Origin of the sequence: Corallococcus sp. AS-1-12 (assembly GCF_020036995.1) — a bacterium.
GTDB lineage: Bacteria > Myxococcota > Myxococcia > Myxococcales > Myxococcaceae > Corallococcus.
The window spans coordinates 255,494-280,643 of record NZ_JAIQDD010000005.1; the positions used below are offsets into that span (position 1 = coordinate 255,494).

A 25,150-nucleotide genomic window follows, 5' to 3' on the forward strand; every position below is an offset into this window, starting at 1 on the left:
CGAGCCGCGCGTCGGTGCGGCCGTGTGGGAGGCAGCAACTTGCGGGAGAAACTGAAGGCCTTGGCGGAGCTGCAGAAGGTGGACCTCGAGGTCGCCTCGCTCCGAAAGGCGGCGGACGTGCATCCCCGCCAGATTTCCGAGTTGGAGCGGGAGCTGGGGGTCGCGCGCAATGGCATCGAGGCCGAGCGGACACGCGTCGCCGACCTCGAGAAGCAGAAGGCCCTGCTCGAGCAGAACATCACGGACGAGAAGGACAAGGTGAAGAAGTGGGAAGCGCGCCTGTCCGACCAGCGCTCCACGCGTGAGTACTCGGCGCTCGCTCGCGAAATCGACATCGCGAAGAAGGGCATCCTCACCCAGTCCGAAGCGCTGACTGAGAAGGTGAAGGAGCTGGGTCAGGCGCGCGAGGCCATCAAGGGCAAGGAGGCGGACTACGCCACCAAGCAGCAGGGCCTGTCGGGCCGGATGACGGAGCTGCGCGGGAAGCTGGGCGAGTCCGAGTCCCAGGTGAAGGAGCTGGAGGGGCGCCGCGCGGAAGTCGCCGCGAACGTGGATGCCACCCTGCTCCGCCGCTACGAGGTCATCCGCAAGAAGAAGCTGCCCGCGATGGTGGGCGTGGTGGCGGGCACCTGCCAGGGCTGCAACATGAACCTGCCCCCGCAGATGTACAACATGCTGCGGACCTCGCTGGGCACGGACGTGTGCCCCTCGTGCAACCGCATCATCTTCGCCGTCGAAGCGCTGCAGGAGCCGAAGGAAGCCGCCGAGAAGTAGTGGCGGCGCGTCACCTTTCGGTCCCCTCCCCATGCCGACCCCTTCGCTCGTCGACGTCCTCCGTCACATCGCCCGTGAGGAGCCGCTGACGGCGACGGTGCGCGCCTTTCGCGGGCTCACCCGCGAGCACCTGGGCCAGTTGCTGGACGAAGCCGCCGAGCAGTTGGGCGGCGGTCCACGCGAGGCCGGGGCTGCCGCTTCAGAGCCCGCGCCCGAGTCCGCGACGCCCGGCATCGAGGTGGTGACGCCCGCGGCGGGAGGGACGCTGAACCGCGTGCGCGTCTATTCGGACGGAGCAGCGCGAGGCAACCCGGGCCCCGCCGGCGCGGGAGCGGTGCTGACGAACGCCGAGGGCGCGGTGGTGGCGCGCCTGGGCAAGTTCCTGGGGCACCAGACGAACAACTACGCCGAGTACATGGGCTTGCTCATCGGCCTGCAGCACGCGAAGAGCCTGGGCGCCCGCGAGGTGGAGGTCTTCGCGGACAGCGAGCTGCTCATCCGTCAGTTGGGTGGGAAGTACCAGGTGAAGAGCCCCACGCTGAAGCCCCTGTTCCAGGAGGCGCAGAAGCTGCTGGCCACCTTCGGCAAGGTGAGGCTCGCCCACGTCCCCCGCGCGCAGAACGCGGAGGCGGACGAGATGAGCAACCGCGCCATCGACGAGCGGATGTAGCCGTCAGCGCCCGGCCCCCTGGCCGATTGGCTGCTCCGCATTGACCACGCGCTCGGCGATCTCCTTCACCCTGGCCAGGCGGCGGTCGCGGAAGTGTCGGTATGTCTCGACGTCCCACTTCAGGAGTGTCGGGTCGTCGGCCTCTGGCTCCAACAGAAGGTGCTTCCCAATGGGAACACCGGCGTCCCTGAGCCTCGAAAAGTATTCGGCTGGCTTCTCCTTGTTCTTGCGCATGTTGTCGGTCGCGCCAACGAAACGGTAGTTGCCAAGGTGGTTGACCTCATCCGTTCCCAACAAGAAGTGAGAGCGGAGGCTGGCCTGCGGATAAATGTGATCGATGTGCGGCTCGTTGCCTCTGTACTTCACGTTGAACGGGCTCGTTCCGAACTGATCCAGGTAGACGATGTTCAGCAGCATGAAGCGGTGACGGACATTGCGGAGATGGTCGTCGTTCAGCAGCACCTCATAACCCGAGCGCGCGAAGTAGGCCTTGATGTCGCCAATCGGAAACACCCCACCGCACGGCTTCCCAACGACGCCATGCATGGCATTGATCACCGTATCGGTGCTTGAGCTGAACCAACCAAAGAGCTGGGCCTTGTAATAGTAGGCGGCCATCAACTTCCGACTGACTTCATTGGGCTTCGGGTTGTGGAAGAGGAAGTCGAGGAGGGGGACGAAGCTTCCATAGCTCTGCACGACCCGGTCTGAGAAAAGCCCCAAATCGTTGCGAATGAAGTCCCGAAGTTGCTCAAACGCGGACTCGGCATCATCCCACCGGGTCGAGATGGCATTGAGCAACTCATCACCAGCGGGCCCCGCGAACTTCTCTGGTGTCAGCTCAGCGCCCTTCCCATGCGTGACCACCAGACACTTGAGTGGGAGGGACTTGTCAAACGCAAGCTGCTGCTCGTTGAGGGAGTCCGCGACGCTCTCAACCTGCTCCTCGATTGCGTCCCACTTCTGCTTCATCGCCGCGAACATCAGATCCGCGGCATCAAGCTTCGTGCCGCCAGAGTTCACCCGAACGAAGATGTCGAGCACGAGGGAGTAGGGATAGTTATTCGCCACACCATCGAGTTCTTCGATCCAGAAGTGCTTATCCTCCCTGAGGAGCGAAACGATCTGCGAAACGTTCTTTCGAACCGACTTCTCGCGGGTCTTCAATGCCTCCTTGGAGAGTCCGTCCGACATGACCTCCAGCCGCTCGTTGAGGTTCTCCGCGATGTCATGGGCACTTCTCTGCTGATCCGAGCTGGTCAGGGCCCTCAAGCGGTACCACTGGAGACCCGGCGACTCCGCCGCGAATCGAAGTGGGAAGGCCATGCCGTCTGGCCCAGGCCGTCCTTCAGCTGTTACGTCAGCATAGGCCTCAAGAACCTGTTGGGTCTTCGCATCGACAATACTTCCAGCGAAGAGCGCATAGAGGGTCTGGAGCCGCTGCTGTCCGTCCAGCACGAACGTCTTCTCTATGCCCTTCTCACTTTTTGCTTCCGCGTAAAGACCGCTCAGGTTGGCGTCCCACTCCACCTTGTCCATGAAACGACGTGCCCGGATGCCGTCCTGAGTTCTCCAGAAAAGGAATGTCTGGATGGGATAATTTCGCATCAGGCTGTCGAACAGCCTTTGCATCTGTTCCTTTTCCCAGACGAACGGACGCTGGATGTGGGGCAGAAACAGCGAGACGTTTATCTCTTGAATGAGACGGAAAAGGCTGCGCGGCAGATAGCTCATGACATCCCATCCCTTCGTCGCAACGGCATCAATCTTCGAATCAGGGTCTCCGCCAAGGAGCCCCCGGTCAGTTGATCATCTTGGCCCGGCGCCACTGAATGCAATCGGCATCCACCTTCCACCCCAAGGGAATTCGCTCTCCTAGATGCTCGGCCAAGGCTGCAGGCAGCTTCCTTGACCGAACCACCTTGCCATTCCTGGAAAGTGCCCAGAGGCCCGCATCGAAGAGAGCATGGTGCGAGGGACAGAGCACGAGCGCATTCCGAGGGTCATCCGGGCCGCCGTCAGCGACAGGGCGGATGTGTGCAACCTCCAGGATATCAGCGCCCCTGTAGTCCAGATGTGTGGGGCATACGGCGCATCGATGATTCGCCATGGACCGCACCTGCGATGCGAAGAGCGAATCCCTGACAAGTCGACGTACCATCACCCTGGGGCGTTCTACAGGCTGCAGTGCCCCAAGGGGGTCCATGATCTGGCACACGGGCTCGAATAGTGATTCCCAGCCGGTCCCCAGAGCCTGAATTGACGCCCCCCATGACTTCGGAACAAAAGCATGGAGACGCTGGGCGGATACCGGATTCTCCATCAAATGATTCGTAAGGTGAGCCTCCACGACATAGCGGAGCTTCCGGAAGCCTTGTCGCATAAAGGGGGCCCGCGAGACCTGACCCGCGAAGAAAACGGCCGCGCCGCCAGGATGGTTCCTGTCGCGGAACCTGAACAGCAGGAGGTCTCCCTCGCGGATCATCCGCCAGCAATTGCCCACGGACCAACCATGGTCCCGTCCTGAATCCAGCAGGAATCTCGCGCTGGTCAAGGGCTCGGTCGCCTTGAAGCCGGACTCATAGCTGAACCCACTCTTGGGATTCACATGTAGCAGGAAGGCGCGCTTCCGTTCCGCCTCCTCAGCCTTACGCCCGCCTGCGACATCCCAAGGACTCCTTCTCAGGAAGTCTGGCGTCTGGACAAGCGCGTAGGGTCGAATGAACCCGGGACTTAGTGCCTCGCCTGTTGAGAGGAGACGCAACCCCGTCTTTGTCTGCCCATGCAAGGACTGGAGGTGGGTAAAGCGGAAGGTCGTTCTGTCTCCCTGGATCTTGATGTCACACAGGAGCGCCGCGAACAGCAGATTGGCTGTGGCCCGTGCATCCGCGAAGACGACCGCGAGGCTTCTACCTGTCCGTCCGGCCTCCGTGAGCGCCCGAAGTCCCGCCACCCATTGTCTTCCTTCAGAAAGCGGCTTCGATGGGCGAGCCCCCTGGTCGGCTGCGCGGAGTCTTTGCGGATCAATGATCGTATAGACAGTCGTGTCGTGGAGTTCTGGCATCTTCAGGCTCACAAGTCCCCAGCATGAGAGCTGAGCGCTTGGACGACAAGGCCCTCGCTGCTTGAAGAATCCGGCGTTGGCTGTGGATGTAAGAAGCATGGCCGGCTGAGCAAGGACAGACAAGCTGATGTCCACACACAGCAATCACGGGGCGGGTTCCCCCGTCACCTTCGCCGTCAGGGCATCGTGTCCCCCGCCACGGTATGGGACGGCTTGGGGTGGTCCCAGTTCTGGAGCGCGATGCTCACCGCGCCGGGCAGCAGCACTTCCTTCTTCACGAGCGCATAGGCCGCCTTGGAGTCCTGGCCTCGGGCATCCAACTGGCGCGCGAGCACCAGGTGCAGCGCGGCGCGCTCGCCCCAGTCCAACGTCGTGATGGCGTCCACCGGCAGCTTGCCGCTCAGCACGTCCTGCAGCTCGCCGTAGCCCAGGTCCGCGTTGGAGACGTCCAGCAGCTTCACCGCGAGCGCTGCGTCCCCCAGCCTCTCGAACTCCGCCGCCAACAGGATGCCCGTCTCCGTGTCGAGCTGGCGGAAGCCTAGGAAGTCCACGCTGGCGGCGGCCCTCGCGGCGAACTCAGGCTCCTCCGCGAGCGCCATCAACACCCGCGCCGCGCCCGCGAGCCCATGCTCCGGAGGCACCGCGCGCAGCTTCTCCGCGTCCACCTGCTGCCCGAGCGAAGCCTCAAGCCACACAGCCACGACTCCCTCCGGCCGCTCCTTCTGGGCGCTCTCGACGAGCTGCCGCATCACCTCGTTCGCGGAACCTTCCTGCGACGCGTGCCCCACCACCCTCGCGTAGAGCCGCACGTCCTCCAGGTCCAGCCGGTCCTCCTTGTCCTGGGATTGCAACAGCAGATGCTCCGACAGCTTGCGCGCCGCCTCCTTGCGGCGGCCCAGGGCCACCAGCGTCTCCGCATGCGTGCTCAGGTAGCGCGCGTAGTCGGGGTCCTCCTGCTCCATCGCCTCCAGCAACGGGAGCGCCTCCGCCCAACGCTGCTGACGCGTGTGGCGCACCGCCAGTGCCCGACGGAGGAGCAGATCCCCAGCATGTTCGCGCATCAGCGCCTTCAGCCGCTCCGTCCCCGCGGGCTCCGGCTCCAGGCGCGCGAGCAGGATGCCCAGGAGCAGCGAGCCGGGCTCGCGCTCCACCGCGGCCTGGTAATGGGCCCGGACATCGTCGATGCGGTCAGCCCTGCGCATGTCGTGCATCCACAGCCGCTGCACGTCCATGTCCTCGGGATGCGCGTCGCGTTGGGCTCGCGCGGCGGCGAGCGACGCGAGGAGTCCCTCCTCTCGCGCGGCCAGGAGCTTGGCGGCGTTGGCCGCGTACTCCACCTCTGGGGTCTCCGGCAGGGCCTTCCAGAGCCCCTCCGCCAGGCGGGCCGCATCGGCCGTGCGGTGGAGGGCCATCAGCCAGCCGTAGCTCGACTTCCAGCCCCCCTTCGCTCGCCCCAGATGGGTGCGCAGGGTGGACCTGCCGTCCTCCTTGCGCATGGTGATGCGCTCTGGCGGCTCGGTGAGCATGTAATCGATACGCCCCACGTGCCGGAAGGACGTGCCCGCCAGCACCTGGGGCGTGGCGTCCGACTGCTTGGAGTTCTGGTTCACCGAATAGGTGACCGTCGTCGTATAGAGCGGCGCGGCGCCCAGCACGTTGTAGACGAAGAGGCCTTCCTCGCCCGTCACGAACACCGTCTCCTGCGCCAGCCGGCCCTGCTTCCCCTGGATGTCCACCTCCAACGGGCCAATGGGCAACTGCCACCTGTGGTGAGCGTTCGGCGCGAGCGTGAAGTGCGCGGGGCCCGCGGTGACCGTGACCGGTACGTCCAACCCGTTGACGAAGACCACCTTCGCATCGGTGTTGAGGTTCCGGGTCGAGGCCGCGATGCCGAGCGCGCAGACACCGATGCCGCCCAGCAACAACCAGCCCCGGAGAGAAGAAGTCGAAGGTGCACTCACGGCCGGGCCTCCTGCACGAGCGTCGAAGCGGTCAGCAACAGCGGACGGCGATTTCCCGCGCCGGGCAGGTGCCAGCGGTCCACCCACGCGCGGAAGAGGACCTCCAGGGCACGCGGATCCGCCGCGTCGGCCACCAGCTCCAGCGGCGGAACCGGCGCGTCCGCTCCGAGCCCTTCCTGGGCCACCGACCAGACCCGCTGCGAGGACGCGCCTCCCGCTCCGGGCCTCAGCGCCTCCCGCACGCGCAGGGTGAGCACCGGCGGTCCGTTCACCGGCAGCCCCCGCCCCTGGTCCACGACGAGGACGCCCTGCCCCAGCGCTTCATCCACCGTCCGTTGCCAGGCGCTCACGAGCAGGTCCGACGGGTCCTCCCGGGCCGACGTCCGCGTCCCGGCCGGCGCCTCCCACTCCACGTTGACGCGGCGGCTGTGCTTGCGCTGGACCGCGTCCAGCAGGCTCCCAAAGAACGCGCGGGATGGCGCCGCGGCGCTGCCCGGCTCCAACCGCGCCTCCAGCCGTGCGCGCGCCTTGTCCAGCTCCGCGTCCACCCGGGCCTGGATCCGCGGGGTGAAGCGGGAGTCAGACTGCTCGCGCAGGTACTTGAGCATGGAGCTCAGGTCCCCCTGGGACGCGACGCGCGTCCAGGCGTGCGCCGAGGCGGTCTGCCGCTGCGGCCACACGGCACCGGCCACCAGCAACACGCCCACCCCCGCGGCGGCGAACACGCCGGGCCAGGCAGAGCGGGCGTTCTCCGCTCGCACGCGGCCCTTCGTGTCCGCGCGCGCCAGCAGCGCCGGAGGCAGATGCTCCACCCCGCTCTCCGCGTCCAGCATGCCCCGGCCCAGCAACTCCAACACGCGGCGGCGCCGGGCAATCAGCTCCTGGGCCAGCGCCTCCGCCTTCTCCCGGCCGTGCACCGGCAGGGTCATGCGCTTGTCGTTGAAGCGCAGCTCGATGGCCGTGAACTGGTAGGCGCCGTTGACGTGGCGGTTCACCAACTGCAGGTCCTGCAGGTGCACGAGCGGCCACACGGTGATGCGGTCGATGGCCACCTGGATGAGGTGCAGGGGATGGATGGTGTTGAAGCGCCCATAGGGGCTCGCCATCACCCGCAGGAGCCTGCGCGCCAGGGCCCAGGTGACGCCGGAGAAGACGGCCGCGAAGACCGCGCACCAGACCCAATCCCAGACATCGCGCTCGGAGATGCCGAAGGCGATGAAGGCCAGGAGGAAGGCCGTGGCGGCGGCGGCGCCCAACGTGAGGATGGCCGGCATCACCCAGGTCATCACGGCGCGCCAGCCGTCGGTCCGCTCGGCCTCCGCGTGCAGCCATTCGCGGGTGACGGGCGGCAGGGCGTCCACGTCCAGGATGACGCGCGTGGGATACGCGACCTCCGTGGCGCTCTCCGGGTTGAAGCGCCGGCCGAACGCGAGCAACTGGTTCGCGCCCTTGGACTTCTGCTGGGCGAAGAGGTGCGCGGCGGCCGAGGAGAGCTGCCCTCCGGTCCACCGGCGCAGCTCGGGGTCGGCGTCCTCCGGCAGTTCGGCGTCCAGCCGCTCCAGCTCCTTCGCGGCGTCGGCGTCCTGGCCGAACTCCAGCATCGTCGCGATGCGCCGCACCTTGAGGGCGAGCACGTCCATCCGCGAGATGCCGGGCAGCGACTGCGCCTGCTCGAGCACCTTGAGCGAGTCCGCCACCTGCCCCATCGCCTCCAGGCAGTCCGCCAGCGCCACCCGAGGGCCCACTTCCGACGGGCCGTGCTTGCCCGCGCGCCAGAAGGCATCCGCGGCTTCCTTCATCTGCTCCAGGCGGAGCAGCGCCCAGCCCCGTTGCAGGTGCCCCTGCCAGTGGTCCGGTGCCCGCGCGAGCAGGGCGTCGAACTCCGCCAGCGCCTCCTTGGCGTCACCCTCGTAGAGGAAGTGGCGGCCCAGCAGGATGCGCGCGTCGTGGAAGTCCGGCTGTTCGTTGAGCAGCTCGGTGAGGAGTCTCCGGCCGCCGACCTTGTCGCCGGCCTCGAACAGGTTGATGGCTTCCTGGAGCGCGGCGTTCTTCGCCGCCTCCGGGCCGTCCGCCTGTTGCGCGGCGCTGGCGTCGAAGGCCTGGCGTGCCTCGGGGTCGGAGAGCAGCTCGTACGCTTCGCGCAGACGCCGGAACTCCTCCGGATGCGTCTCCGGCGGGTTCTGCCGGACGCGCTCGAAGTACGCCTTCTTGATGGCGCGCGCATCCGCGTCCTTCTCGACGCCCAGCACCTCGTAGGGGTTCTGGCGGGGCTCGTTATTCACCTTCGCTCCAGTCCTGGCGTGTTCGCGGTCGCGTTCACGAGCCGCCACGCCTCATCCAAGCTGTCCACCGCGATCAATCGCAGGCGTCCGGACACTTCGGGCGGCAGCGCCGCCACGTCGTCCAGGTTGCGGCGCGGGTGCAGCACCACGCGCATGCCTTCGAGGTACGCGGCCACCAACTTCTCGTGCACGCCGCCCACGCGCCGCACTTCACCGTTCAGCGTCAGTTCGCCCGTCACGGCCAGCCGCGCGGGCAGCGGGCGCTGCGTGTACGCGGAGAGGCCCGCCAGCGAGAGCGCGAGCCCGGAGGACAGGCCGTCCTTGCCGACCTCCGTGTCCGTGTAGTGCAGGTGCAGGTCGTAACGGGTCGTGAGCGTCCCCAGGCTCAGCGCGGGAGCGCGCGCACGCACCACGCTGAAGGCCACGTCCGCGGCCTCCTGACCTTCGGGCCCCACGCGGCCACTGCACCGCAGCACGCCGCGCCCGGGGACCGCCACCGCCTCCAGCGGCGAGACATGCCCGCCCCCGGGATGCCAGCCGAGCACGCCCACGCGCCCGACCGCGGGCAGGTCACGCGCCAGCAGACGGCGGCGTTCGGCGACTTCGGCCTCGCGGCCCGCCGCCGCCAGGGACTCTCCATTCGCGCCCGCTCGGGCGTAGAGCGCTTGTGCCTCGTCCAGCGCACCCGCTTCGAGCCGCAGGTCCCCCAGGCGCAGCGCCGCGGCCCCCGGGGCCCCCGCCACGTCGAGCACGGCGCGACGGGCCTCTTCGACCTGGGCGGCGGGCCGGCCCTCCAGCCACAGCAACTCCGCGCGGAGCAGGGCCGCGGCGGCGCTGGCCCGGGTCGCCGCGGGTGCGATGACGAGCTGCCGCTTCACCTCCGCGAACGCGCCCCGGGAGAGCGCTTCAACGGCCGCGTCGAGCTTCGCCTCGGAGAGCGCGGCACGCGCCGTGGGCAGCTTGAGCGCCTGCGCGGCCTGCTCCAGCGGAGGCGCGTCCAGCATGGCGGTGCTGGCCGGAAGTCCGAGCGCCGTTCGCGCCCCGAGCACCGACTCCGCGAGGCGGGGATCCTCCGGTGCGAGGAGACGGGCCCGCCTGAGCGCGGGCATGGCTTCGGTAGGCCGGTTCGTGCGCTCGCACAGACGGATGACGGCGCGCCAGGCCTCCAGCTCACCGGGCGCTGCTTCGGTGGCCTCGAACGCATGCACGAGCGCGTCGTCCGGCCGTTCCTCCTCCAGGAAGGTGACCAACTCCGCGCGCAGGGATGCATCGCGAGGCGCCTCGCGAACGGCCGCCTCCAGCAGCGTCCTCGCCTCCGTCCGTTTACCGTCGCGCGCCAGGGCTCCGCACAAGAGGCGGCGCGCGGGCCCGCCTCCGCCCAGGTTCAATGCCTTGCGTGCGTGCTCCGCGGACCCGCGAAAGTCACGCTCCTGGAACAGCGCTTCGGCCAATGCCAGCCGCGCCGAGGGTTCGGCCGGACGCAGCACCACCGCGCGCTTGAGCTCAGTCAGGAGCACGCGCGCTCAACCCAGGTCGAACAGCAGGTCCGTGAGCTCGGCATCCAGACGGGCCGCGGCACCCCGGTCGCCCTTCGCGCGGGCCTCGCGCAAGGCGTTGCACAGCGACTCCAGCCGGGGACGGACATGCTCCGGCGCGGTCGCGATCCGTTCGGTCGCCGCGTTCAACAAGGCATCCGCGTCCGCCTCCGGAGACACGGGTGCGGACACCGGCGCCGCCGGGGCCGCGCCCCATTCACGCGCCAGCCGCTCCTTGGCCTCCAGCCGCTGCTCCGGTCCCAGGCGCTGCGAGCGCTTGTCCACCACCAGCGTGGCCTCCTTGCCCGTGGAGACCACCCGCGTCGTCACGTCCAGGATGCCGTTGATGTCGTACGTGAACGTGACCGCGACCTTCTCCGTCCCCGCGCGACCGGGCGGCACGCCCTCCACCGTGTACGCGTCCAGCAGCAGGTTGTCCTTCACCAGCCGCGCCTCGCCCTGGAACACGCGGATCTCCACCGCGCGCTGCCCGTCCGCCGTCGTGGCGAAGGTCTCCGTGCGCGACACCGGCACCGTCGTGTTGCGCGGGATGAGCGGCGAGAACACTCCGCCCACCCGCTCGCGCCCCACCGTCGCCTGCACCTCCACGCCCAGCGTGAAGGGACACACGTCGGTGATCATGATGCCGTGCGCGGCGCTCACCGCGCCCGTCTTCAGCCCCGCCTGCAGCGCGGCGCCCAGCGCCACCGCCTCGTCGGGGTGCACGCCGTCGCGGGGCTCGCGCCCGAAGTATTCGGCGACCAACCTGCGCACCAGCGGCACGCGCGAGCTGCCGCCCACCAGCACCACCTCCGCGATGGACTTCTTCGCCAGCTTCGCGTCCTTCAGCGCGCTCTCCATCGGCTCGAGCGTGGAGCGCACCAGGTCGGTGATCAGCGCCTCGAACCTCGCGCGCGTCACCTCCACCTCCAGCGACGCGGGCGTGCCTCCCCGGCCCGGCGCGAGGAACGGCACGATGACCGGCGTGGCCTCCACGGACGTGAGCGCGATCTTCGCGGCCTCCGCCGCGGCCTTGAGCCGCACCTGCGCCGCCAGGTTCCCGGCCAGCGACACGCCGTGGGCGCGCTCGAACTCCGCGCCCAGCCACGCGGCCAGCGCCTGGTCGAAGTCACTGCCTCCCAGTTGGTTGTTGCCCGCGGAGGCCTTCACGTCCAGCACGCCCTGGAACATCTCCAGCACCGACACGTCGAACGTGCCGCCGCCCAGGTCGTACACCAGCACGTACTGCTCGGCGTCCAGGTGGTTCACGCCGTACGCGAGCGCCGCGGCGGTGGGCTCGTTGAGCAGCCGCTCCACCTTGAGCCCCGCCAGCTCCCCCGCGTCCTTGGTCGCCTGTCGCTGCGCATCGCTGAAGTAGGCGGGCACCGTGACCACGGCCTCCGTCACCGCGCCGCCCAGCGCCCGCTCGGCGTCCTCGCGCAGCGCTCGCAGGATGAGCGCGGAGATCTCCGTGGGGCTGTAGCGCCGGTCCCCGAGCGTCACCGGCAGGTCGCGGCCCATGCGCCGCTTCACCTCCGCGATGGTGCGCTCCGGATGCACGAGCAACTGCGCTCGCGCGGACTCGCCCACGTGGAGCCGGCCCTCCGCGTCCAGCCCCACCACCGACGGCGTGAGCCGCTGCCCCAACCGGTTGGTCAGGAGGTTGGGACGGCCCGCGCTGTCGAGCGCGGCCACCAGGGAGTGCGTGGTGCCCAGATCGATGCCAACGACATGACTCATGCGAGGAGAACCCAAGGCCTTTCGGCGAAGGACCGCGAGCGGCGGACTAGGACTCCGGCGGCGTCCACGGCTGCGCGGGCGCGGCGACGGTGGAGGCCTGCGGAGCGGCGTACAGGTTGCGAAGCTGCCTCAATCCCTCCTCGCTGATCCCCGCCTCCCGGGCGACCTCCATCGCGCGCTCCGGCGACGCGTGGGTCACCCACCTCCACCTGTACGAAGCGATGAGGCCGCCGATGCAGGCCAGGCCGAGCAGGCCGCTGAAGACAGAATCCGCCGAATGACTCCCGGCGAAGGTGAAGATGCCGGTGAGCAGCGAGATGATCCCCACGACCAGGAACAGCAGGCGCGCCCACGCCGTGAGCACGGACTTGCCGCTCATGGAGATGGCCGTTCCCCGCCAGCCATTGCCCTCCTCGGCGACGACGAGCCATCCCTCCAGCGGGATGAGCGGCACGAAGTTGATGTGACCGAACTTCGTCGCCACGTAGCCGACGCCCGGAATCTCATCGACCTTGCCGTAGAGCCTCGAACCGAAAATGACCATGTGCGTCCCCCTCGAAACCGCCGCGCCGTGCCGCGAAGGCATCCGGGCGCGTGGGCGCGAATCCTGCGGCACCCGGGCGAACGCGCGCAATCCCCCGCCCCGGGTAGGACAGCGCCTCACGACCCCGGGGGCCACTGCCATCCAGGACATACGGCCCCAACGGCAATGACTGGCTCCGCGACACCCCGAGTGCCCCCGCACACCGACGCCGAGTCGCTCAGGGCCGGTGCACGCAGCGGAACCCCACTCCCGTCAATCCATTCTTTGGATAGGCGAGGCCCCGGTGGGCGGACCGGAACAGGGATGGGATGTGATTGAGCCAGGCGCCTCCCCGGTGGACAGGCTTCTCCGGCACGCCGGAGGCATCCGGAGGCGCGTCCTCGCCCAGCCGCTCCTGGTAGCCGGTGGCGGTCCATTGCCACACGTTCCCGGCCATGTCGCAGAGCCCCCAGCCATTGCATCGCGGCCCGGACTGGACCACCGGGGCCGTGCCGCCGAGGCAACCCCGCGCCCCGCACGACACCGAGCCGACCACGTGCTGCGCGTCGAACGACGCTCCCCACCAGAAGGTGGAGGTCGTCGAGGCACGCACGGCGTATTCCCACTCCGCCTCCGTGGGCAGCGCTCCCCCCACGAGCTCGCAGTAGGCCCGCGCGGCGCGCCAGTCCACGCAGTTCACGGGATGCTCCGTGCGCTCGGAGTCCAGGTTGCAGCGGCCGAGCCACCCGTTCGGCGTCTCCGCGTCGGTCCACCAACGCGCTTGTGGATCCTTCGCGCGCACCTGCTCACGTCGCGCCGCGAAGGCCCGCGCCGTCACGGGCGTCACGTCCATCTGGAAGCGCTCGAACGCGACCTCCGTCCGGGGCCCTTCGTCCACATCGCGGTCCGGCTCGCCCGCCGGTGAGCCCATCTCGAAGCGCCCGGCAGGCAGCCACACCGACTCAGGCGGGGGCACGGGCTCCACACGGGAGACATGTGGAGCCGTGCCCTCTTTCGCGGTGCCACAGCCCGCCGTGAACACCAGGAGGGCGACAGCCGAACAGCCACGGAGCGAAATCGAAGTCATCCGGAGGATTATCGCCCCACGCCCTCCAGCAGGGACAGGATGAAGGCGTCGTACGCGTCCTTCATCGGCAGCTCGAAATCCACCTTGAGGCGGCGGCGCTCCGCGAGGACCGTCTCCCCCGTCCTCGGGTCGCGGGCCTCCTTCGCGTACGTCTCCCGGTAGAGCCCCGTCCCGCGCTTCTGCCAGCTCGGCACGTCGTTGAAGTTCGTGCCCCGCTGGAAGAGCAGCTCGTTCTTCTCCGCCACCGACAGGCGCGTGAGCATGCCCGTGGCCTCCGCCACGTTCTTCCCTTCGCGGCGCAGGCTCCAGTAGCAGTGCGCGTTCAGCGCGTTCCTCACCGCGTCCTCGCTGCGCCAGCGGAAGTAGTCGCGAACGAGCGCCGCGTTCGGCAGCTCGCAGATGCGGCAGTCGAACACGCCCAGGTCCCCCAGGAGCAGCGAGAACTTCGCGCTCGCCTCGCCCGCGAGCAGGGAGTTGAGCTTGCGCGTCTTGCGCCCGAAGGTGTCCTCGTCCGGGTGGAAGAGCAGCGAGATCTCGTCGCTCTGCGTGTAGCCGTAGACGACCCGGAAGCCGCAGTCCATCAGGTGTCCGGTCGTCGCGACCATCAGGTCCCGGAAGCGCACGTCGAAGGGGCTCTCGAAGGCGTGCACCTCCTTCGTCAGCCGCGTGAAGCCGCGTCCATCGATGCGCGCCACCATGAACACTCCGGGCAGCACGCACAGGTCGTGCGCGGTCTCGAACACGCGCATCTTCGCGTCCAGCTCATCGAACTTCACGTTGCCACTCCTCCATGGTGAAACCGTCCGGCCCCAGCCGGACGAAGAACAGCGCGTCGAAGCCCTCCTCGGGATTGGGGACCTGCAATCGCTTGTACGTCCCGAGCACGCCCACCAGCGGCACGCGCTGCTCCACCGGGCGCTGATCATTCCGCAGGAGCGCGTCCGCGACCTTCGACTGGAAGTAGAGCCCCACCACGCGGAAGCCGAACTGCTTCGCGGCGGCGATGTAGCGGGAGCGCTCCGCCACCGTGGGGTTGGTGTTGTCCACCACGAAGGGCTGCTTCGCCTCCAGGCACGCGCGCAGCAGCACCTTCTCCCGGTGCCGCGTCTTGAGCATGTCCAGGCTCAGGCGGACGTGCGTGGCGAAGAAGCGCTCCCGGTAGTAGCTGCTCTTCCCCGCCCCCTGGATGCCCGTGAAGATGACCGCTTCCATGCCGCCCCCCTCTCGCGAAGGCGGACGCACGACACCGCCTCATCCTGAAGGTGGACCCGCCCGGGCTGGCTGTTGTATCCCCGGAGTGCCGGAGCGGTCCGGGTGAACGCCGGCCATCGCAGGCATGGATGGCGGGAGGAAAGTCCGGGCTCCAGAGGGCAGGGTGCTGGCTAACGGCCAGTCGAGGCGACTCGCAGGAAAGTGCCACAGAAAACAGACCGCCCGTTCCCGCGAGGGGGCGGGTAAGGGTGAAACGGTGCGGTAAGAGCGCACCGCGTCCGGGGTGACTCGGACGGCACGGTAAACCCCACCTGGAGCAAGAGCCAATAGGAGCGCGTCCCCGAAAGGGGACAGGGATGGCCCGTCCCATGCGTTCGGGTTGCTCGCTGATGAGGTCCCTGGGCAACCAGGGCCCTAGATGAATGTTCGCCGCCCATCCCGAAAGGGGTGGGGACAGAACCCGGCTTACAGGGCCGCTCCGGTTTTTTTCCCTGTCACCCGCCCACGGGGACCTGCGCCAGCAGCAGGCGCCCCTTGCCGTCGTTGCGCACCGCCTGCGGGTTGGTGATGGGCAGCCGGCTGTCGTTGCGCGGCTCCCAGAACCCCATCCATACGTTCAGCGCGCGCGGCGTCGCCCCTTGCGGCAGCGCGATGACGAACTCGTCCTTCACCGTCTCCCCCACCTTCCACTGCGTGGTGGGGTACAGGCCGCCCGCGGGCTTGTGGTCCACGTTGAGGCGCTCCATGCGCCCGTCCGCGTCCTCCACGTGCACGAAGACGAGGTAGTCCTCCTCCAGCGGCTGAAGCACCTTGAAGAAGACGGTGACGCGCGCCTGGTCCCCCGCGGGGATACGGCCCGGCTGCACGGACGCGCCCACCACCTCCACCTTGCCGCCCAGGTTGGCGCCGCTGCGGATGGACAGCGGGGGCACCTGGGCGACGGTGGCCGCGCGGCGCTCCTGGTCGCTGGCCCCGCCGGGGGCCTCCACGATGCAGGCGCTGGAAGTCCCCAGGAGGACGGAGGCGGTCAACAGGACGTTCAGGGGCGGAAGGCGCATGACGGAGGGCCGTTCTACCCGGCCACGGGCGCTGCATCCAACTGCGTGTTGGTGTATGCGGAGCGGCGATGAAGACCCTTAGCCCCCTCGACGCACTCCTGGCGCAGGTGCCCCCCGCCCCCTCCCCCGCCCCCACTCCCGGCGGCGGGACGACGCAGCCGGGCACGGGCACCCCGCCGGAAACCGGGCTCACCGGCGGGGAGATTGTCGGCATTGGCGGCGCGGCCGTCTTCGTCGTCCTGGCGCTCGTCGCGGCGCGCAAGCTCTTCGGCCGGAAGCGCGTGCCGGAGGCACCCAGGAAGCCCGAGGCGGAGGCGCCCCAGCTTCCCGCGGAGCGCCCCGAGCTGCGCGTGGAGCTGCCGCCCAACGAGGCGGAGCTCGCCCGGCGCCGCGACCTGGATGACGCCCACGCGCGCATGGACGAGCTGCGCCGGGAGCGCGAGACGGCCTCGTTCGCCGCCCACGCCGCGAAGGACCCGGCGGAGAAGGCCCGGCTGGAGGCGCAGGTCCGCGCCCTCAAGGAGCGCGAGGAGGAGGCCAAGCGCGTCGAGTACCGCGCCAAGAAGGCGCTCGACGACGAGACGCGCGAGCGCCGCAAGCGGGAGCAGGTCGAAGCGGTGCGCCTGCGCGACGAGGCCATCGCCCAGGAGGCCGCCCGGGCGGAGGCCGCCCGTCAGGCCGAAGAGGCCGCCGCGCGCGCCAAGGTGGAGGCGGAGGGCGGCCGCACGCTGGCGCAGGGGCTGGACCGCACGAAGAACCAGGGCTTCATGGCGCGGCTCAACGGCCTGTTCGGCGGCCAGCGCGCCATGGACGAGTCCGTCCTGTCGGAGCTGGAGGAGATTCTCTTCACCGCCGACATCGGCGTGCGCACCGCGGACCACCTGGTGGAGGTGGCGCGCGACAAGCTCAAGCGCGCGGAGCTGAAGGACCCGGAGCGCATCAAGGGCGCCATCCGCGACGAGGTGGCGCGCATGGTGGACCTGCCCGTGCCGCGCTCGCTGGAGGGCGGTGGCCCGCCGCACGTGGTGATGGTGGTGGGCGTGAATGGCGCCGGGAAGACGACGACCATCGGCAAGCTGGCCGCGCAGCTCACCGGCCAGGGCAAGAAGGTGGTGCTCGCCGCGGGTGACACCTTCCGCGCCGCTGCCACGGAGCAACTGGACGTGTGGGCCGAGCGCGCGGGCGCCCAACTGGTGAAGGGCCCGGAGAACGGCGACCCGAGCGCCGTCATCTTCGAGGCGGTGAAGAAGGCCCAGGCGGAGGGCGCGGACGTCATCATCGCGGACACCGCGGGCCGGCTGCACACCAAGGCCCCGCTCATGGAGGAGCTCAAGAAGGTCAAGCGCGTGATGGACAAGGCGCTGCCCGGCGCGCCCCATGAGGTGCTGCTCGTGCTGGACTCCACCAACGGGCAGAACGCCATCCAGCAGGCCAGGCAGTTCCACGAGGCCGTGGGCGTCAGCGCCATCGCGCTCACCAAGCTGGACGGCACCGCCAAGGGCGGCGTCATCATCGGCATCTGCGACGAATTGAAGCTGCCCGTGGTCTGGGTGGGCGTGGGCGAGAAGATCGCCGACCTGCGCCGCTTCGAGCCGCGCGAGTTCGTGCAGGCGCTGTTCGACTGAAGAGCCCTACTGCCCCATCAACTGGGGCAGGAGCTGCTCCAGCAGCTCCTGCGTCTGGGCGTCCAGCTTCACGCCGCCCATGCCGCCGCCCATGGCCTCCATCAGCCCCTGGAGGTCCGCCGCGCCCAGGTCCTCGTCGCCGTGGGCCTCCTCCCACCAGCGGGTGCGCAGCCGCGTCAGCGCCTTCGCGTTCGCGGGGCTCGCCTTCGCCAGCTCCTGCGTGAAGCACGCCTTGCACGCCCACTTGAAGCGGTACGTGTCCACGTACGCGCGCAGGGCCTTGAAGAAGGCGCTGTCCCCCACCAGCTTGCGCGACGCGTGGTGCAGCAGCGGCGCCTTGCCGTACACGAGCGCGCCGTACTCCAGCTCGCCGCCGTCGAAGTCGCCCGTGGGCCGGTCCGCGCGGCCGTCGCGTCCGCCCGTCAGGCGGAAGAACTGGTAGGGCATCACCAGGGCCTCGTTGCGCAGCGACTCGGCGGCCTCCGGGCCGTGGGCCCACTCCATGTAGAGGAGCGCCGCGTACTGCGCCAGGGACTCGTCCACCACCGGGTCGTGGATGGGGTCCGAGCCCACGAGCCCCGCGAAGTACTGGTGCGCCACCTCGTGCGCCACGGTGAACTCCAGCGTGCGCTCCAGGGACGCGCCCACCTGCGAGCCCACCTGCGCCAGCATCCCCGCGCCGCCCTGCGCGTCCAGCAGCTCCTGGAAGGCCTCCATGCCGGGCATGCCCACCAGCAGGGACAGCGGGTCCTGCTTCGCGCGGTAGAGGGACGTGCCCACCGTCACCAGCCCCGGGAACTCCATGCCGCCCGCGCCGCCGCTCAGGGGCGCCTGCACCACGCGGAAGTGGATGTAGGGCAGCGGGCCCAGCCGCTTCTCGAACTCCGTCAGGGCCTGCGACGCGTACTTGAGCACGCGCTTGCCCACCGCCTCGTCCCGCGCCGAGAAGTGGCTCTCCACCGTGACGCCGTTCACCGTGGCCGTCGCGGACTGGTAGCCGCGCGTCACCAGCACCGGGAAGTCGCGCACCGCCGCCGCCGCGAAGCTGTAGCGCACCCGGCCGTCGCGCTCGGGCACCGCGCCCATGGGCGTGCCGGTGGCGTGCGCCGCCCAGCCCGACGGCACCGTGAGCGTGGCCAGCACGTGCGCGGGCTCGTACAGCGCCAGGTCCCCCGTGCCCTGCGGGCCCGCCCACGGCTGCCCCTGGTCATCCACCGGCGGCACCTGCGGCACCACGCCCACCAGGCTCACCACGTCCGCCGTGGCGGAGAAGGCCCCGTGGTCATCCGGGCCCCCCTTCGCGCCGCCGCCCAGGAGCCCGCCCGCGCCCATCAGCGACTCCGCGCCCGGCGCCGCCCGGGGCACCGTGCCCTTCAACGACACCTCCAGTGACACCGTGCCGCCCGGGGGCACCGGCGGCTCGACCGGGACGCGCTGCAGCGTGGGCTCCGGCCCCAGCTCCAGCGCCACGGCCTTGCCGTTGAGCTTCGCGCCGGAGAGCGTCACCTGGCGGGAGCGGGTGTTGGGCGTCAGCCGCAGGTACAGCTCCGTCACCGGCCTGGGGCCCCTGGCCACCAGCTCCACCTGCACCTTGCCCCAGACGCGCCGCTCCTTCGGCTCCACCTCCAGTTGCACGCGGTAGAGCGGCACGGACTCCAGCGGCCCCAGCGCCCGCGCGGCCCGGTCCCGCTCCTCCGGCTTCAGGTGCTGGAGGCACAACTGCACCTCCGGCGCCACGCTGCCCACCCCCGGAACGGCGGGGGCGGCGGGGGCGGGAGGTGCCGCCACGGCCACGGGGCCCGCGGCCAACGCGCACAGCAGCCACCATCCGGGGAAGGTCCGCATGGGGGCATGCTAATTGACCCCGTCCAGGGCCGCTCGCTACAAGCCTCCGGGTGCGCCACTCGCGAACGTTGACCCTCTCCGCCGCCGCGCTGAGCCTCCTGGCCTGCGCGAAGCAGGTCCCCTCGTCCACCGCCGCCGCGCCGCCCGCGCCGCGCTCGGTCCAGTTGCTGAGCGCCACGCCGGAGCGTGAGACGGCCCGCCTGGAGCAGCGGCGCGAGGACGTGGAGGTGGACACCCGCGAGGGCGAGCGCACGCCGCGCGTCGTCGCCACCGGCGAGTCGCCTCAACTGCTGCTGGACGGCGCCAAGGCGAGCCTCTGCGGGGACGCGGCCTGCACGCAGGGCTTCGCCGTGGACAACTTCCTGCTGCTGGAGGTGCTGGACACGAAGGGGAAGGTGTCGCGCCGCGCCGCCGTGGGCTTCGCGGACAGCGTCTTCATTGGCAACGAGCAGGTGGACAACGTGGGCCGGCGCGCCTTCAGCTTCGAGCCCAACGAGGTGGACCTGTCCGCCCTGCTGCCGGAGTCCGAGCCCTTCCGCCTCCGCGCCACCGCGCTGGACTACTGGGGCGTGGGCCGCGTGACGAACGTCTTCCTGCGGCTGGAGCCCGGCGCCGGACGCGCCGAGGACGACCTGCGGGGCCACTGAGCGGCCCCGGGACTTCCAGAGCCGGGGCGGACGAGCACGTCCGCCCCGCCCGTCGTCAGAAGCGCACGCCGTTCGCGGGCATCGACGGGCGCAGGCCGGAGAACCCGATGTCGCCGTCACACTTCCCGCCGCACACCGCCTCCGGGGTGAGCGCCTCGGGGCCCCGGGTCGCCGCGTAGGCGCCAGCGCCCGCGGCGGCGGCCACCACGCCCACGCCCACCCAGACGTACCACTTCTGGTACCAGGCCTTGCTGGTGCTCTCCTTCACCTCCGGCGGCTGCTCGGTGCCCAGCGCCAGGCCCGGCTGCTCCACCGGCGACGCGGGCTTCGAGGGCTCCAGCACCGTCGAGCGCGGCACGTCCTCCGCCTGCGCCACCGCCGCCGCCGGGGTGTCCGAGGACGGACGCAGCCGCCCCTCCACGACGTAGAGCTGGCCGGCGCGCACGCTGATGTTCTTCACGTCCTTGAGCCCCGGCCCGCGGAACTCGATTTCGTGCGGCCCCTGCGCCAGGGGGTGGTTCTCGATGGGGGTGGTGCCCACGCGCGTCCCGTCCACGAACACCACCACGCGGGGCACGTCCGCGCGCAGGGTGGCGAAGCCCGTGGCCGCGTCCAGCGAGATGACCAGCTCCGTCGTCAGGCCCGGCGACAGCGTCACCTGCTGGTTGAACTCCGAGTAGTTCTGACGGCGGGCGATGACGGTGTGCTCCCCCGGCGTCAGCTCCAGCGGCGTCTGCGGGTTCACCTCCTGGCCGTCCACCGTCACCTTCGCGCCGCGCGCGTTGCTGCCCAGCTTGAGCGCGAGCGTGGCCTTCGCGGGGGCCGCGTCCTCGACGGTGGCCGTGGCGGCGTTCTTGCCCGTCTTGCCCTTGCGCGCGCCCAGCTTCTCCTTCTTGGGCGGCGTCTTGCGCTTGGCCGTCGGCTTCGGCGGCTTCGCGGTCTTGGGCCTGGTGCCCTTGGGCGTCGTGGGCTTCGTCTCCGAGGGGCCCAGGAGGTCATCAATGTCCTGGGCGAACGCCGCGGACGGCAGCGCCAGGGTGGCGACGAGCGACAGGATGGCGAAGCGGCGAAGACTCATGTCGGCCGAAGGTTAGAGAGTCATCCCAGGGGAAGCAAACACCGTCCCACCGGGCCGTGCGTTGGGAGAATATCCGCCCCCCATGCACCGCGCCCTCGTCACCCTCCCCCTTGGCCTCTGTGTCCTCTCGCTCGCGGCCTGTCCGGGCAAGGCCCCACCCCGGGTGGAGACCTCCACGGCCTCCGTGCCGCCGCCCATCCACGTGCCGCCCGGCTGTGAGAAGGACCTGTCCGGGGACTACCACCACGCGCAGAACCCGGCCTTCCGCTACCTGGGCCAGGACGACGGCCGCACCCTGTCCCTGGCGGTGGTGCGCGCGTGGGCGGACGGCGGGATGGAGTCCCCGGACGCAGGCTCGGTGGGTATCGTCCTCACACGCACGCCGGAGGGCTTCGTGGGCGAGACGCGCGCCACCGGCTTCAGCGCCTCCGGGACGCCCTGCCCCGTCGCCTTCCCCACGGAGGCGGTGGCCTGCACGGACGCCGGCCTCACGCTGAGGGCCGCGTCCAGCACCGCCATCGACGAGGGCTGCCGCCCCGCGACCTCCGGCCCCGCGCCGGTGCGCCAGGAGCAGGTGCTGCTGCGCGGCGCGCCCGACGCGGGCCTGTAGCGGGAAAAAGCACCGCGCCGCCCTCCCCGCCCTGGGGTTCCAGGAGGGAAGCGGCGGCGCGAGGGGGACGGCGGGAAGCGCGGCGCGGACGGCTCAGGCCGCCTGGCGCGGCTGCTCCTCCGAGGACGCCACGGCGGGGGCGGCGTCCGGCGCCTTCGCCCGGCCCGCCAGGCCCTGCAGCAGGCTGGACACGCCCACGTAGAGGAAGCCCGCCAGGAACAGGATGATGAAGGGCACCGACGTGTAGATGCGCGAGTCGATGGCGAACCACAGCGCCCCGGTGAAGTAGGCGGCGAAGAGCAGCTCCACCACCGGCATCAGCGTCTTGCTGCCCCGGTAGCTCTTCTTCACGGCCTTGACGCTCTTGCCCTCGGCGCCCGTCTTCGGCGTGCGCGCGAAGCCCGACTGCTGGTTGAGCAGCGCCTCGCCCACGGCCTTCGCGTTGTTGATGGCCAGGCCGATGCCCAGGCTCATCAGGAAGGGCAGGTACTTGAAGCGCTCCCAGCCCTTCACGCCGCGCTCGCGCTGGGCGGCCACGTAGAAGACGCAGACGCTGGCCGTCGCGGTGATGAAGAACGGCAGGTCCAGGAACAGCGTGCCGTACAGGCCGTGCTGGAAGCGCACCACCATGCTGATGGGCATCAGCACGGACAGGAGCACCATCAACAGGTAGGCCATGTTGTTGGTGAGGTGGAAGAAGGCCTCGCGCTTCACCAGCAGCGGCAGGTCGCTCTTGAGGATGGTGGGGAGCAGCTTCTTCGCCGTCTGGATGGAGCCCTTGGCCCAGCGGTGCTGCTGGCTCTTGAAGGCGTTCATGTCCACCGGCACCTCCGCGGGGGAGATGACCTCCGGCAGGAAGATGAACTGCCAGCCCTTGAGCTGGGCGCGGTAGGACAGGTCCAGGTCCTCCGTGAGCGTGTCGTGCTGCCAGCCGCCCGCGTCGGAGATGGTGCTGCGGCGCCAGATGCCCGCGGTGCCGTTGAAGTTGAAGAAGCAGCCGGCGCGGTTGCGCGCGGTGTGCTCGATGATGAAGTGCCCGTCCAGGAAGATGCTCTGCGCCTGCGTGAGGATGGAGAACTCACGGTTCAGGTGGCCCCAGCGCACCTGCACCATGCCCACCTTCGCGTCCGCGAAGAAGGGCACCGTGCGCATCAGGAAGTCCGGGCTGGGGACGAAGTCCGCGTCGAACACCGCCACGTACTCGCCCGTGGCCAGCTTGAGGCCGTTCTCCAGCGCGCCCGCCTTGAAGCCCTGGCGGTTGACGCGGTGGATGTAGACGATGTCGTGGCCCTTCTGCCGGTGGCGCTCCACGCAGGCGCGCGCGATGGCGCACGTCTCGTCCGTGGAGTCGTCCAGCACCTGGATCTCCAGCAGCTCGCGCGGGTAGTCGATGCGGCACACCGACTCCACCAGGCGCTCCACCACGTACATCTCATTGAAGATGGGCAACTGGATGGTGACGCGTGGCAGCGCCTTCAGCGTGCCGTTGGGCGTCGGCAGCTTGAACTTGTGGCGGTAGTACAAAAACGCCATGCGGTAGCGGTGGGAGCCGTAGACTCCCAGCACGCTCAGCAAGCTGAAGTAGACTGCCAGGAAGATGATCTCGACGGTGGTCATCGGTGACGCTCAGCCCCTCCCGCTGGCACTGGCGCCAGCGGTCCTACCAGACGTGGCGGCATGCCGACCGACCGCTCACGCTGACCGCCGCCTGTGGGTCTGCTGAGCCCCGCCCCGTATGTGCCCGAAAAGACAGGGCTTTGACCTTCCGGCTACTGATCGCCGGCGGACAATAGGGAGCCACCCGGGTCGTGTCAAACTATTCCCCGGATTCGAGAGGCCTTCAGCGGCGGTTTTGACGCAGGTTGTCACCCCCTTCTTCCCTGCGTCGGGGCGATGCCGGGACGACGTCCCAGGTGCTCCGAGCGCCAGAGGACCTAGCGCGCGGCGCGCAGGGGCACGGGAGCGGCGGGCGCGACAGCGGGGCCTTCCCCGACGTGGGACTCGTCGCGGGTGGCGCGGTCCAGCACGCCCTGCACCAGCGCGGGGAAGTCCAGGCCCGCGCGGGCGGCGATCTTCGGCAGGAGGCTGGTGGGGGTGAAGCCCGGCAGGGTGTTCAACTCCAGCACCACGTCGTTCTCCGTGTCGGAGCACATCAGGTCCACGCGGCCGTAGCCCCGGCAGCCCAGGGCGCGGTACGCGGCGAGGGCCAGGGTCTCCACGTTGACGCGGCGGGTGTCGGACAGGCGGGGCGGCAGGAAGTACTGGGCGCCGCCGCCCTTGTACTTGGCCTCGTAGTCGAAGCCCTCGCGCGGGTAGGACACCTCGCAGCTCCCCAGCACGCTGTCGCCGAGGATGCCCACCGTCACCTCCTGCCCCTGGACGAAGCGCTCCACCAGGGCCTCGCCGCCGAAGCGGCACGCCTGGACCACCGCGGGCACCAGCGCCCCGGCGTCATGCACCACGGACAGGCCCACGGACGAGCCGCCCTTCGCGGGCTTCACCACGCAGGGGAAGCCGCTGTCGCCGTGCAGCGCCAGCGCGCGCTCCGCGTCCTCGCGGGTCACCCGGTAGCCCCGAGGCGAGGCCAGGTTGTGCAGTTGGAAGAGCTTCTTCGCCATGGGCTTGTCCATGGCCAGCGCGGAGGCCAGCACGCCGGAGCCGGTGTACGGAATCTCCAGCAGCTCCAGGAGGCCCTGCACGCGGCCGTCCTCGCCCATGCGGCCGTGCAGCGCGAGGAAGGCCACGTCGATGTCCGCCGCGCGCAGCGCCCGGTCCAGGCCCGGGCCCGCGAAGACGCGGGTGACGGTGTGCCCCAGGGTCTCCAGGGCCGCCACCACGGCCTCCCCCGTCTTGAGCGAAATCTCCCGCTCCTCGCCCCACCCGCCCATCAGCACTCCCACGCGCTTGCCCATGTCGATGATGCCTCCTTGGGCCCGCGTCAGAGCACTGATGATGCCACGCACCGGAAGTGCTCCCCGGCGCGGACGTCGCGTTCAAGTGACTGGAATGACGGGGGTTTCCCGGGGCCCGGGGCGGCAGGCGGCCGTGTCCGGGGGGACACGGCGCGGCCCCCGGGCCACGTGCGGGAGTGCTGACAGGGCGCCGCGCCCCGCGCCCCTGGAGGCAGGGGACGCGAGGCCGGGTCCGGCAAGAGGGACTTCAGCCCCCGTCACCGGCGCCGCCGTCGGACAGCAGACCGCCATCCTCGAGGCCGGCGTCCGGGTCACCACCGGCGTCGGTGGTGCCGGCGTCGGACGTACCGGCGTCGGAGGGGGTGGCGTCCTCGGCGGTGCAGATCTGGTCGCGGCAGACGTAGCCCTCCAGGCACTGGCCGCGGTCGCAGGGCTGCCCTTCGGGGTCGAAGCTGACGAGCAGGCTGCAGGCGGACAGGCCCAGGGCGAGGGCCGAGGGAACGATGAGCGATGAAAGGCGGCGCATG

21 protein-coding genes and 1 other RNA gene are annotated in these 25,150 nt (G+C 69.9%); 6 read left to right on the forward strand and 16 right to left on the reverse strand.

The features are described 5' to 3' along the window. The first annotated feature begins 39 nt into the window (after window positions 1–39). Together K8556_RS10755 and K8556_RS10760 are read left to right on the forward strand one after the other, a co-directional pair. On the forward strand, window positions 40–774 hold the full coding sequence (locus K8556_RS10755) for a zinc ribbon domain-containing protein (protein WP_223739945.1): 735 nt from the start codon (window positions 40–42) through the stop codon (window positions 772–774). A gap of 31 nt (window positions 775–805) precedes the next feature. Next, window positions 806–1,444, forward strand: a complete 639-nt coding sequence (locus K8556_RS10760; protein ID WP_223739946.1) for a ribonuclease HI family protein — start codon at window positions 806–808, stop codon at window positions 1,442–1,444. Between the two features lie 3 nt (window positions 1,445–1,447). Here the strand turns inward: K8556_RS10760 and K8556_RS10765 are convergent, their stop codons facing one another. The 10 genes from K8556_RS10765 to K8556_RS10810 all read right to left on the reverse strand — a co-directional run bounded on the left by K8556_RS10765 (window position 1,448) and on the right by K8556_RS10810 (window position 14,848). Then, window positions 1,448–3,178 (reverse strand): DUF262 domain-containing protein, encoded by a 1,731-nt coding sequence (locus K8556_RS10765; RefSeq protein ID WP_223739947.1) that lies wholly within the window; start codon window positions 3,176–3,178, stop codon window positions 1,448–1,450. A gap of 67 nt (window positions 3,179–3,245) precedes the next feature. Then, complete coding sequence (locus K8556_RS39730; protein ID WP_223739948.1) at window positions 3,246–4,397, reverse strand: HNH endonuclease; 1,152 nt, start codon at window positions 4,395–4,397, stop codon at window positions 3,246–3,248. Between the two features lie 287 nt (window positions 4,398–4,684). After that, window positions 4,685–6,469, reverse strand: coding sequence for a hypothetical protein (locus K8556_RS10775; RefSeq protein WP_223739949.1), 1,785 nt, complete (start codon window positions 6,467–6,469; stop codon window positions 4,685–4,687). After that, on the reverse strand, window positions 6,466–8,751 hold the full coding sequence (locus K8556_RS10780; protein WP_223739950.1) for a DnaJ domain-containing protein: 2,286 nt from the start codon (window positions 8,749–8,751) through the stop codon (window positions 6,466–6,468). Before K8556_RS10780 ends, K8556_RS10775 begins: the two co-directional genes overlap by 4 nt. Further along, window positions 8,748–10,268, reverse strand: a complete 1,521-nt coding sequence (locus K8556_RS10785) for a S16 family serine protease (RefSeq protein WP_223739951.1) — start codon at window positions 10,266–10,268, stop codon at window positions 8,748–8,750. The genes K8556_RS10780 and K8556_RS10785 overlap by 4 nt, the downstream gene beginning before the upstream one ends. A gap of 6 nt (window positions 10,269–10,274) precedes the next feature. Then, entirely contained in the window at window positions 10,275–12,026 is a 1,752-nt protein-coding gene (locus K8556_RS10790; protein WP_223739952.1) for an Hsp70 family protein, read from the reverse strand. A 46-nt stretch (window positions 12,027–12,072) separates the two neighbouring features. Continuing rightward, entirely contained in the window at window positions 12,073–12,570 is a 498-nt protein-coding gene (locus K8556_RS10795; protein ID WP_223739953.1) for a hypothetical protein, read from the reverse strand. A gap of 217 nt (window positions 12,571–12,787) precedes the next feature. Beyond that, entirely contained in the window at window positions 12,788–13,525 is a 738-nt protein-coding gene (locus K8556_RS10800) for an SUMF1/EgtB/PvdO family nonheme iron enzyme (protein ID WP_223739954.1), read from the reverse strand. A gap of 119 nt (window positions 13,526–13,644) precedes the next feature. Beyond that, on the reverse strand, window positions 13,645–14,412 hold the full coding sequence (locus K8556_RS10805) for a tRNA(His) guanylyltransferase Thg1 family protein (RefSeq protein WP_223739955.1): 768 nt from the start codon (window positions 14,410–14,412) through the stop codon (window positions 13,645–13,647). Beyond that, the gene (locus tag K8556_RS10810) at window positions 14,399–14,848 is read right to left on the reverse strand and encodes an AAA family ATPase (RefSeq protein ID WP_223739956.1); all 450 of its coding nucleotides are present in this window, start codon (window positions 14,846–14,848) and stop codon (window positions 14,399–14,401) included. Before K8556_RS10810 ends, K8556_RS10805 begins: the two co-directional genes overlap by 14 nt. A 90-nt stretch (window positions 14,849–14,938) precedes the next feature. Here K8556_RS10810 and rnpB point away from each other — a divergent pair. After that, window positions 14,939–15,332: RNase P RNA component class A (gene rnpB / locus K8556_RS10815), an RNA gene on the forward strand. Window positions 15,333–15,342: 10 nt separating this feature from the next. On the opposite strand, the gene K8556_RS10820 is transcribed toward rnpB, so the two are convergent. Continuing rightward, on the reverse strand, window positions 15,343–15,906 hold the full coding sequence (locus K8556_RS10820; protein ID WP_223739957.1) for a hypothetical protein: 564 nt from the start codon (window positions 15,904–15,906) through the stop codon (window positions 15,343–15,345). Window positions 15,907–15,974: 68 nt separating this feature from the next. On the opposite strand from K8556_RS10820, the gene ftsY reads away from it, so the two are divergent. Then, complete coding sequence (gene ftsY / locus K8556_RS10825; protein WP_223739958.1) at window positions 15,975–17,531, forward strand: signal recognition particle-docking protein FtsY; 1,557 nt, start codon at window positions 15,975–15,977, stop codon at window positions 17,529–17,531. A 6-nt stretch (window positions 17,532–17,537) separates the two neighbouring features. Here ftsY and K8556_RS10830 read toward each other — a convergent pair whose 3' ends face one another. Beyond that, window positions 17,538–19,376 carry a M1 family aminopeptidase gene (locus tag K8556_RS10830; protein ID WP_223739959.1) on the reverse strand — a complete coding sequence of 613 codons (1,839 nt, stop codon included), beginning with the start codon at window positions 19,374–19,376 and terminating at the stop codon, window positions 17,538–17,540. A 50-nt stretch (window positions 19,377–19,426) separates the two neighbouring features. On the opposite strand from K8556_RS10830, the gene K8556_RS10835 reads away from it, so the two are divergent. Further along, window positions 19,427–20,023 carry a hypothetical protein gene (locus K8556_RS10835; RefSeq protein WP_223739960.1) on the forward strand — a complete coding sequence of 199 codons (597 nt, stop codon included), beginning with the start codon at window positions 19,427–19,429 and terminating at the stop codon, window positions 20,021–20,023. A 55-nt stretch (window positions 20,024–20,078) separates the two neighbouring features. Here the strand turns inward: K8556_RS10835 and K8556_RS10840 are convergent, their stop codons facing one another. Beyond that, complete coding sequence (locus K8556_RS10840) at window positions 20,079–21,101, reverse strand: PEGA domain-containing protein (RefSeq protein ID WP_223739961.1); 1,023 nt, start codon at window positions 21,099–21,101, stop codon at window positions 20,079–20,081. Window positions 21,102–21,183: 82 nt separating this feature from the next. Between K8556_RS10840 and K8556_RS10845 the strand changes: the two genes are divergently transcribed. Next, a complete protein-coding gene (locus K8556_RS10845; protein WP_223739962.1) occupies window positions 21,184–21,711 on the forward strand; it encodes a hypothetical protein in 528 nt (175 codons plus the stop codon). A gap of 93 nt (window positions 21,712–21,804) precedes the next feature. On the opposite strand, the gene K8556_RS10850 is transcribed toward K8556_RS10845, so the two are convergent. The 3 genes from K8556_RS10850 to K8556_RS10860 all read right to left on the reverse strand — a co-directional run bounded on the left by K8556_RS10850 (window position 21,805) and on the right by K8556_RS10860 (window position 25,149). After that, a complete protein-coding gene (locus tag K8556_RS10850) occupies window positions 21,805–23,328 on the reverse strand; it encodes a cellulose synthase family protein (protein WP_223739963.1) in 1,524 nt (507 codons plus the stop codon). A 317-nt stretch (window positions 23,329–23,645) separates the two neighbouring features. Then, entirely contained in the window at window positions 23,646–24,623 is a 978-nt protein-coding gene (locus tag K8556_RS10855; protein ID WP_223739964.1) for a D-alanine--D-alanine ligase, read from the reverse strand. 247 nt (window positions 24,624–24,870) lie between these two features. Next, a complete protein-coding gene (locus tag K8556_RS10860; RefSeq protein ID WP_223739965.1) occupies window positions 24,871–25,149 on the reverse strand; it encodes a hypothetical protein in 279 nt (92 codons plus the stop codon). Between the last annotated feature and the right edge of the window lies 1 nt (window position 25,150).

Excerpts from the sequence above, each read along its gene's own strand:
- K8556_RS10840 (WP_223739961.1), bottom strand. The coding sequence starts at position 21,101 with ATGAGTCTTCGCCGCTTCGCCATCCTGTCGCTCGTCGCCACCCTGGCG.
- K8556_RS10820 (WP_223739957.1), bottom strand. The coding sequence starts at position 15,906 with ATGCGCCTTCCGCCCCTGAACGTCCTGTTGACCGCCTCCGTCCTCCTG.
- K8556_RS10810 (WP_223739956.1), bottom strand. The coding sequence starts at position 14,848 with ATGGAAGCGGTCATCTTCACGGGCATCCAGGGGGCGGGGAAGAGCAGC.
- K8556_RS10860 (WP_223739965.1), bottom strand. The coding sequence starts at position 25,149 with ATGCGCCGCCTTTCATCGCTCATCGTTCCCTCGGCCCTCGCCCTGGGC.
- ftsY (WP_223739958.1), top strand. The coding sequence starts at position 15,975 with ATGAAGACCCTTAGCCCCCTCGACGCACTCCTGGCGCAGGTGCCCCCC.
- K8556_RS10850 (WP_223739963.1), bottom strand. The coding sequence starts at position 23,328 with ATGACCACCGTCGAGATCATCTTCCTGGCAGTCTACTTCAGCTTGCTG.
- K8556_RS10830 (WP_223739959.1), bottom strand. The coding sequence starts at position 19,376 with ATGCGGACCTTCCCCGGATGGTGGCTGCTGTGCGCGTTGGCCGCGGGC.
- K8556_RS10760 (WP_223739946.1), top strand. The coding sequence starts at position 806 with ATGCCGACCCCTTCGCTCGTCGACGTCCTCCGTCACATCGCCCGTGAG.
- K8556_RS10855 (WP_223739964.1), bottom strand. The coding sequence starts at position 24,623 with ATGGGCAAGCGCGTGGGAGTGCTGATGGGCGGGTGGGGCGAGGAGCGG.
- K8556_RS10765 (WP_223739947.1), bottom strand. The coding sequence starts at position 3,178 with ATGAGCTATCTGCCGCGCAGCCTTTTCCGTCTCATTCAAGAGATAAAC.
- K8556_RS10790 (WP_223739952.1), bottom strand. The coding sequence starts at position 12,026 with ATGAGTCATGTCGTTGGCATCGATCTGGGCACCACGCACTCCCTGGTG.
- K8556_RS10795 (WP_223739953.1), bottom strand. The coding sequence starts at position 12,570 with ATGGTCATTTTCGGTTCGAGGCTCTACGGCAAGGTCGATGAGATTCCG.
- K8556_RS10845 (WP_223739962.1), top strand. The coding sequence starts at position 21,184 with ATGCACCGCGCCCTCGTCACCCTCCCCCTTGGCCTCTGTGTCCTCTCG.